This window comes from Streptomyces sp. WELS2, from assembly GCF_013870595.1.
In the GTDB taxonomy this organism is placed as follows: domain Bacteria; phylum Actinomycetota; class Actinomycetes; order Streptomycetales; family Streptomycetaceae; genus Streptomyces.
The window spans coordinates 1-8,443 of record NZ_JACBWZ010000221.1 but is presented as its reverse complement, the minus strand read 5'-3'; the positions used below and the strand labels follow the sequence as shown (position 1 = coordinate 8,443).

At 72.0% G+C, this 8,443-nt stretch carries 6 protein-coding genes and 1 pseudogene; 5 read left to right on the top strand and 2 right to left on the bottom strand.

Annotation, left to right across the window (positions count from 1 at the left end; all coding sequences use genetic code 11):
• The 3 genes and pseudogenes from H5J33_RS15390 to H5J33_RS15380 all read left to right on the top strand — a co-directional run.
• Positions 1-512, top strand: a pseudogene (locus H5J33_RS15390) (serine/threonine protein kinase); the annotation flags it as partial.
• Positions 513-656: 144 nt separating this feature from the next.
• Positions 657-2,270: a succinic semialdehyde dehydrogenase gene (locus H5J33_RS15385; RefSeq protein WP_181795485.1), complete on the top strand. Its 1,614-nt coding sequence runs from the start codon at positions 657-659 to the stop codon at positions 2,268-2,270.
• 60 nt (positions 2,271-2,330) lie between these two features.
• The gene (locus tag H5J33_RS15380) at positions 2,331-4,136 is read left to right on the top strand and encodes a GMC family oxidoreductase N-terminal domain-containing protein (RefSeq protein ID WP_181795484.1); all 1,806 of its coding nucleotides are present in this window, start codon (positions 2,331-2,333) and stop codon (positions 4,134-4,136) included.
• A gap of 529 nt (positions 4,137-4,665) precedes the next feature.
• Here the strand turns inward: H5J33_RS15380 and H5J33_RS15375 are convergent.
• Positions 4,666-4,923 carry a chorismate mutase gene (locus H5J33_RS15375; protein WP_181795483.1) on the bottom strand — a complete coding sequence of 86 codons (258 nt, stop codon included), beginning with the start codon at positions 4,921-4,923 and terminating at the stop codon, positions 4,666-4,668.
• Between the two features lie 283 nt (positions 4,924-5,206).
• On the opposite strand from H5J33_RS15375, the gene guaA reads away from it, so the two are divergent.
• A complete protein-coding gene (gene guaA, locus H5J33_RS15370) occupies positions 5,207-6,787 on the top strand; it encodes a glutamine-hydrolyzing GMP synthase (RefSeq protein ID WP_181795482.1) in 1,581 nt (526 codons plus the stop codon).
• 3 nt (positions 6,788-6,790) lie between these two features.
• On the opposite strand, the gene H5J33_RS15365 is transcribed toward guaA, so the two are convergent.
• Positions 6,791-7,258, bottom strand: coding sequence for a pyridoxamine 5'-phosphate oxidase family protein (locus H5J33_RS15365; protein ID WP_181795481.1), 468 nt, complete (start codon positions 7,256-7,258; stop codon positions 6,791-6,793).
• 139 nt (positions 7,259-7,397) lie between these two features.
• Here H5J33_RS15365 and H5J33_RS15360 point away from each other — a divergent pair, with 139 nt between their 5' ends.
• Positions 7,398-8,192, top strand: a complete 795-nt coding sequence (locus H5J33_RS15360) for a class II aldolase/adducin family protein (RefSeq protein ID WP_181795480.1) — start codon at positions 7,398-7,400, stop codon at positions 8,190-8,192.
• Positions 8,193-8,443: the final 251 nt, after the last annotated feature.

Sequence of the window (8,443 nt, the reverse complement as noted above, 5' to 3'; positions counted from 1 at the left end):
CCCCCACCCCGACAACGGGCACCCCCTCACCCGGGCGCAGCAGCCCGCCCGGCACCGGCTCGCACACCGCGCCCTCCGGTTACCGCACGGCCCACGACCCGGCCGGCTTCTCCCTCGCGGTCCCGGAGGACTTCACCCGCAGCCCGCGCGGCGAACGCGTCTACTACCTCTCGCCGGGGCAGACCTTCCGCCTGGGCGTCAAGGTCACCGGCCCGCAGCCCGGCGGCCCCCGGGGCGTCCTGGAGCGGTCCGCCGCCGCCGGCCCCGAGAACAACCCCGGTTACCACGACGGCCGGGTCACCCCCACCACGCACGCCGGACACCGGGCCGCCTTCTGGGAGTTCACCTGGAACGGCTTCAGCGCGGCGGAGGGCCCGCGCCACACCTACGACCTGTGCTGGGAGGAGAACGGCAGGCTGTACGACGTGTGGGTGTCGGCGCCGGTCGGTAAGGTGCGCGAGGCGCGGGAGTACTTCGACGTGGCCGTGGACACCTTCTCGGCCGGCGGGTGAAACTCCGGCCCGGCTGATCGTCACCCCGTCAACGCCCTGATCAGCGCATTCGCTGCCAGTGATCACTGGCGGGTTGTGAGCGGTCGGTGAATCCGCGTTACCGACGGGTACACAAAGGCCGCGCCGCGGCATACCCTGCGCGTCATGACGGACACCCAGGCCCCGGACATCGCCGGTACCAATCCGCTCGCGCCCGCCCCCGACGGCGCCCGTACCGCCGCCGACGTGGTCACCCCGCAGCTGGTGGCCCGGCTCACCAAGGGCGTCACGGGATCCGGCCGTACCGTAAGTCACGCCCCCTTCACCGGCGAGAAGCTGGCCGACCTGCCCGAGTCCACCCCGGACGACGTCGAGGACGCCTTCGCGGCGGCCCGCGCCGCGCAGACCGTGTGGGCGGCGACCCCGGTGCGGCAGCGCGCCGCCGTGCTGCTGCGCTTCCACGACCTGGTGCTGGAGCGGCAGGCCGAAGTCCTGGACCTGATCCAGCTGGAGACCGGCAAGGCCCGCCTGCACGCGCACGAGGAGGTGCAGGCCGTCGCCGTCGCCGCCCGGCACTACGGCCGCCGTGCCGCCGCCTATCTGCGGCCCAAGCGGCACACCGGCGCCGTCCCGGTCCTGACGAAGGTCACCGAACTGCGCCATCCGCGCGGGGTGGTGGGCCAGATCGCCCCCTGGAACTACCCGCTGGAGCTGTCCGTCGGCGACGCCCTGCCCGCCTTCGTCGCGGGCAACGCCGTGGTGATGAAGCCGGACACGGAGACCTGCCTCACCGCACTGTGGGCGCGGGACCTGCTGATCGAGGCCGGGCTGCCCGAGGACGTCTTCCAAGTCGTCCTCGGCGAGGGCCCGGTCGTCGGCCCCGAGCTGGTCAGGCACGCCGACTACGTCTCCTTCACCGGCTCCACCCGCACCGGCCGCGAGGTCGCCGTCGGCGCCGCCTCCCGCCTGGTCGGCGTCTCCCTCGAACTCGGCGGCAAGAACGCCATGCTGGTGCTGGACGACGCCGACATCGAGAAGGCCGCCGCCGGCGCCGTCCGGGCCTGCTTCTCCTCCGCCGGCCAGCTGTGCATCTCCATCGAGCGGCTCTACGTCCACGAGTCCGTCGCCGACGCCTTCCTGGACCGGTTCGCCGCCCGCACCAGGGCCATGCGGCTCGGCAACTTCCTCGCCTACGGCGCCGACATGGGCTCGCTGGTCGGCGAACGCCAGCTGAAGACCGTCCAGCGGCACGTGGAGGAGGCCGTCGCCAAGGGCGCCACGGTGATCGCGGGCGGTGTGGCCCGCCCCGACATCGGCCCGTACTTCTTCGAGCCGACCATCCTCGACGGCGTCGAGCCCGCCATGGCCGTCTGCGAGGAGGAGACCTTCGGCCCGGTCGTCTCCGTCTACCGCTTCCGGAGCGACGACGAGGCCGTCGAGCGCGCCAACGCCACGCCGTACGGCCTGAACGCGTCCGTGTGGACCACGAACGCCCGCCGCGGCCGGGACATCGCCGCCCGCCTGCGCACCGGCACCGTCAACGTCAACGAGGGCTACGCGCCCGCCTACGGCAGCGCCCAGTCCCCGATGGGCGGCATGAAGGACTCCGGCCTCGGCCGCCGCCACGGCTCCGAGGGCATCCTCAAGTACACGGAGGCCCAGACCGTCGCCCAGCAGCGGCTGCTGCCGATGGCGCCCTCGCTGGGCATGGACGACGAGGCGTACGCCCGCTTCATGAGCACGAGCCTGCGCCTGATGAAGGCCTTCCGGTTCCGCTAGGAGCCCCGTTCCGCAGAGCAGCCCCGTTCGGAAAGCAGCCGTTCCCACCGAGGAGAGCACGTGTCGCAGGAGCAGTCTGTCCAGACCCGGGACGAGGACGGGTACGACTACGACGTGATCGTCGTCGGTTCCGGATTCGGCGGCTCGGTGTCGGCCCTCCGGCTCACCGAGAAGGGCTACCGGGTCGGCGTGCTGGAGGCGGGCCGCCGCTTCACCCGCGCCACCCTCCCGAAGAACTCCTGGGACCTGAAGAACTACCTCTGGGCGCCCCGGCTCGGCATGTACGGCATCCAGCGCATCCACCTGCTGGGCAACGTCATGGTGCTGGCCGGCGCGGGCGTCGGCGGCGGCTCGCTCAACTACGCCAACACCCTCTACGTACCGCCGAAGGCCTTCTTCGACGACCCCCAGTGGCGGCACATCACCGACTGGCAGGAGGAGTTGAAGCCGTACTACGACCAGGCCCGGCGCATGCTCGGGGTGCGGCTCAACCCCACCATGACCCCCTCCGACGTCCATCTGAAGGCGGCGGCCGGGCGGATGGGCGTCGCCGACACCTTCCACCTCGCGCCCGTGGGCGTGTTCTTCGGGGACGGCCAGGACGCCGACGGCGGGACGACGGCCCGGCCCGGCGAGCGGGTGCCCGACCCGTACTTCGGCGGGGCCGGGCCCGACCGGCGGGCCTGCACCGAGTGCGGCGAGTGCATGACCGGCTGCCGGCACGGCGCGAAGAACACCCTCAACGAGAACTACCTCCACCTCGCCGAGAAGGCGGGCGCGGTCGTCCACCCCATGACCACGGTCGTGTCCGTCACCGACGACTCGCGCGGCGGCTACGCGGTCGCGACCCTGCCGACGGACCGCAAGCGCAAGGCCGAGGGCCGGATCCTCACCGCCCGCAGGGTCGTCCTCGCGGCCGGCACCTACGGCACCCAGACCCTGCTGCACCGCATGAAGGCGAGTCACCGGCTGCCGTACCTGTCCCCCCGGCTCGGCGACCTGACCCGCACCAACTCCGAGGCGCTGGTGGGCGCGCAGACCGACGACCGCCGCTACCGCCGGGCGACCGGCGCGCCGAGGGCCGACTTCACCCGGGGCGTCGCCATCACCTCCTCCATCCACCCCGACGAGAACACCCACATCGAGCCGGTCCGCTACGGCAAGGGCTCCAACGCGATGGGCGGCCTGTCCATCCTCCAGGTGCCGTACACCGAGGGTTCCTCGCGGGTGCTGGCCTGGCTGGCGAACGCGGCCCGGCACCCCGTCCAGGTCGCCCGCTCGCTGTCCAACCGGCGCTGGTCGGAGCGGACCATCATCGGCCTGGTCATGCAGTCCCTGGACAACTCGCTGACCACCTACCTGAAACCCGCCGGGCCCGGCCGGGGCCTGCTCACCGCCCGGCAGGGGCACGGCGCGCCCAACCCCAAGCAGATCAGGGCCGCGACCGAGGCCGCCTCCGCGCTCGCCGCCGAGATCAACGGCTTCGCCGGCAGCAACATCGGCGAGCTGATGGGAACCCCGCTCACCGCGCACTTCCTCGGCGGCTGCCCCATCGGGGACTCCCCGGAGACCGGCGTGATCGACCCCTACCACCGGCTCTACGGCCACCCCGGCATCTCGGTCGTGGACGGCGCCGCGGTCTCGGCGAACCTGGGCGTCAACCCGTCGCTCACGATCACCGCGCAGGCGGAGCGGGCGATGTCGTTCTGGCCGAACAAGGGCGAGGAGGATCCGCGTCCGGCGCAGGGAGCGGCGTACGAGCGGCTGGCGCCGGTGGAGCCCAAGGCGCCGGTGGTCCCGGCGGACGCGTTCGGCGCGCTGCGGCTGCCGTTCCTGGGGATGCCGGCGGTGCCGCCGAAGAAGTGACCGGCACGAGGGACGGGACCTGCATCCCCCTCCGAAAGCAGGTCCCGGCCATCGCTTCTTGATCCGGCAGGTTGGATCAGCGGAAAGCCGGAAGGGTTGCTCACCGGGGCCGCATACCTCGTGTGATCTCGATCACAATTCAGGAGTGTGGTCGGGCCCCCGGGCAGGACGAAGGGCCCCGCGGGACGGAGGGGCCGCGGGGCCCTTGCTCGAATCGGCGCCGCCGCCCGGGACCGGCGCCGCGCCACGTATCTGTCCGCGGTCTTCCGCGTACTCGCCGCGGTGTTCCGCCGGCCGGCCCCGGGCGTCCCCGGGGCCGGCCGTTCTCTTGGATGACCGGACCGCTGTCCCCTGCCGTCCGGTCACGTCCGGAGCGAGGTCCCACGGCGTACGGCACGACCCGTACGCCTCATCGCTCCGGTGAGCCACGCGTGGTTCCGTCGCCCGCCCCTGGCTGGCACGGACACCCCCTCAACGAAGCGCTGTGCGGGCCGGTCACGGTGCCGTACGGGTGAGAGCGGGATAGAACTCAGATGCGACCCCGGCACAACTCCAGCAGGGTCATGGCGAGGCTGGTGCCGGGCTTGCCGAGGGCGTCCCGGTAGCGGGCGAGGATCTCCATCTCGCGGGACAGGTGCACCCGCCGCCCGCCGGAGGCGATCCGGGTCTGCTGGACGACGGCGGAGACGGCCATCCGCTCCTGGATCAGGCCGATGATCCGGTCGTCGAGCGCGTCGATGCGTTCGCGGGCGTCGGCGATGGCCGCTTCGGGTGTGGTGGTGGTCATCCGGGGCTCCTCGAAGGGGATGGGCAAAAGCCCTGGGCCGACGGAACCCGGAATACGACAGGCGCCCCGGGCCTTGTCGGCCCGGGGCGCCTGGGAAGTCGCTTGGCGGTTTGCTCAAGCAGCACGACCATGGCAGCCGGCGGGCCGGATGCCATAGGTAAAGACGAAGGTCGAGTGCTTGCGCATGCGGTCAGTATGCCACGGCGGCTCGTCTCGGAGGTCCGGTGGCCACCCCGTTAGAATCGGAAGCACAGACCCCCGCCCGACCACCAGAAGGCACCCCGTGTCATCAGCGACCCAGTCTGCCGCCACTCCCGACACCGTCCTGGTCGTCGACTTCGGCGCGCAGTACGCCCAGCTCATCGCCCGTCGCGTCCGCGAGGCGCGGGTCTACAGCGAGATCGTGCCGAGCACCATGCCGGTCCGCGAGATGCTCGCCAAGAAGCCCGCGGCGATCATCCTCTCCGGCGGCCCCTCGTCGGTCTACGAGGAGGGTGCGCCCCGCCTCGACCGCGAGATCTTCGAGTCCGGCGTCCCCGTCTTCGGCATGTGCTACGGCTTCCAGCTGATGGCGCAGGTCCTCGGCGGCACCGTCGACAACACCGGCGCCCGCGAGTACGGCCGTACCGACCTGCACGTCTCCAAGGCGTCCTCCACCCTCTTCGAGGGCACCCCGGAGGAGCAGCACGTCTGGATGTCCCACGGCGACGCCTGCTCCGCCGCCCCGGAGGGCTTCACGGTCACCGCGTCCACGGACGTCGTCCCGGTCGCCGCGTTCGAGAACGACGACAAGAAGCTCTACGGCGTCCAGTACCACCCCGAGGTCATGCACTCCACGCACGGCCAGCAGGTGCTGGAGCACTTCCTCTACCGCGGTGCCGGGCTGAAGCCGGACTGGACCACCGGCAACGTCATCGAGGAGCAGGTCCAGGCCATCCGCGAGCTGGTCGGCGACAAGCGCGCGATCTGCGGCCTGTCCGGTGGGGTGGACTCCGCCGTCGCCGCCGCCCTCGTGCAGAAGGCCATCGGCTCCCAGCTGACCTGTGTCTACGTCGACCACGGCCTGATGCGCAAGGGCGAGACCGAGCAGGTCGAGAAGGACTTCGTCGCGGCCACCGGCGTCCAGCTGAAGGTCGTCGACGCCGAGGAGCGCTTCCTGAAGGCGCTCGCCGGGGTGACCGACCCCGAGGAGAAGCGCAAGATCATCGGCCGGGAGTTCATCCGCGTCTTCGAGCAGGCGCAGGCCGAGATCATCGCCGACGAGGGCCCGGCCGTGGAGTTCCTGGTCCAGGGCACCCTCTACCCGGACGTGGTGGAGTCCGGCGGTGGCACCGGCACCGCGAACATCAAGTCGCACCACAACGTCGGCGGCCTGCCCGAGGACCTCGAGTTCAAGCTGATCGAACCGCTGCGCAAGCTGTTCAAGGACGAGGTCCGCATGGTCGGCAAGGAGCTCGGCCTGCCGGAGGAGATCGTCCAGCGCCAGCCCTTCCCCGGCCCCGGCCTCGGCATCCGGATCGTCGGCGAGGTCACCAAGGAGCGGCTGGACCTGCTGCGCGAGGCCGACGCCATCGCCCGCGAGGAGCTGACCGCGGCCGGCCTCGACCGCGACATCTGGCAGTGCCCGGTGGTCCTGCTCGCCGACGTCCGCAGCGTGGGCGTCCAGGGCGACGGCCGCACCTACGGTCACCCGGTCGTGCTGCGTCCGGTCTCCTCCGAGGACGCCATGACCGCCGACTGGTCCCGGCTGCCCTACGACGTCCTGGCCCGCATCTCCACCCGGATCACCAACGAGGTCCGGGACGTCAACCGGGTCGTCCTCGACGTGACGAGCAAGCCGCCGGGGACCATCGAGTGGGAGTAGGCCCTAGGCACGCTTGAGCGTGCGCAGGGGCTCACCGGGCCGCCAGACCTGGACGACCAGATACCTGTCGTCCTCGACGCAGGTGCGGACGACCTCCGTCGGCTCGGTGCGGAAGAGGTGGAACGGCTGCGGCGGTTCCACCTCTTTCACATAGGCGGCCTTGGCCGCGCCCTCCCCGACCTCGTACGCCCGCCCGCTGATCCGGAGGTCGCCGCCGCCCATGTCCGTGCCGTCGCCGGGGTTGGCCTGGAGGGTGAAGCGGGGGTCGCGGAGCAGGTCCAGGGCCTTCAGGGAACGCGGCATCATGCCTAGCCACAGCTCCCCGCCCAGGAACCTGACCTCCAGACCGGAGGTGCGGGGCGAGCCGTCCCTGCGGAGGGTCGCGAGGACGTGGTGCCGGTAGGCGCCGAAGCGCTCCTCGGCGATCGCCGCCAGCTCGGGCGCGGCGGCGCGGAAGGCTGTCCAGTTCATACGCGCCAGCCTGCCGCCCAATCCCGACACCCTCTGTCGGGTATTCATCGCGCACGTCATCTTCACCGGCCGGCTCTGCCCTTTCGCGCCGGCCGGCGGTACCTTCCGGCCGTACCGCAGTCCCCCCGCTGGAGGATCCATGCACGGGCCCACCCCGCCCCTGCCGCTGCCCACCGACCGGTTGCACTTCGCCATGCCGCCCCTGCACGAGTCGGCCGAGGACGAACGCAGACACCGCAAGGAGCGGCTCGCGGGCGCCCTGCGGATCTTCGGACGGGCGGGGTTCGAGGACGGGGTGTCCGGGCACATCACGGTCCGCGACCCGGAGTACACCGACTGCTTCTGGGTCAACCCGTTCGGCATGCCCTTCAAGCACGTCACCGTCGGCGATCTGGTCCTCGCCAACCAGGACGGGCAGGTGATCGAGGGCCGCTACCACGTCAACCAGGCCGCGTTCACCGTGCACGCCCAGGTGCACGCCGCCCGCCCCGACGTGGTCGCCGTCGCCCACTGCCACTCCGTGCACGGCCGCGCCCTCGCCGCCCTCGGCGACCTGATCGACCCCATCACCCAGGAGAGCTGCGCCTTCTACGAGGACATCGCCCTCTACGACGCCTACACCGGTGTCACCGTCGACGCCGCGGAGGGCCGCCGGATCGCCGCCGCGCTGGGCTCCCGCAAGGCACTGGTGCTGCGCAACCACGGGCTGCTCACCGTCGGTGACTCGGTGGACGCCGCCGCCTGGTGGTTCCTGTCCCTGGAGCGGTGCTGCCAGGTGCAGCTGACGGCCAAGGCGGCGGGCCGGCCGGTGCTCATCGACCACAAGGCGGCCGTCGCCACCCGCGAACAGCTCGGCGGCGACCTGGTGGCCTGGATCAACTACCAGCCGCTGTGGCAAGACATCAGCCGCGCCGAACCGGACCTGCTCGGCTGAGCCCTCCGCGAAGCGGGATCCCCGGGGCCGGGTCAACACAGCGGTCCCCGGTTCACCCGCGCCGACCCCGGCCGGCCACCGCAGAGGCCCCGCCGTACGGCACAATTCGCTGTCGGCACAAGGGAGTTGCCGGACCGCCGCGTGCGTCGTGTGCGCCGCATCCGGCGTCGGCGGGGCCGGCGGGGCCGGCAGGTCGTGGGGAAGGCGGGCGTCGGACGTGATGGTGCGGGCGGCGGGAGCGGACACGGGTG

Excerpts from the sequence above, each read along its gene's own strand:
- H5J33_RS15385 (WP_181795485.1), top strand. The coding sequence starts at position 657 with ATGACGGACACCCAGGCCCCGGACATCGCCGGTACCAATCCGCTCGCG.
- H5J33_RS15365 (WP_181795481.1), bottom strand. The coding sequence starts at position 7,258 with ATGAACTGGACAGCCTTCCGCGCCGCCGCGCCCGAGCTGGCGGCGATC.
- H5J33_RS15360 (WP_181795480.1), top strand. The coding sequence starts at position 7,398 with ATGCACGGGCCCACCCCGCCCCTGCCGCTGCCCACCGACCGGTTGCAC.
- H5J33_RS15375 (WP_181795483.1), bottom strand. The coding sequence starts at position 4,923 with ATGACCACCACCACACCCGAAGCGGCCATCGCCGACGCCCGCGAACGC.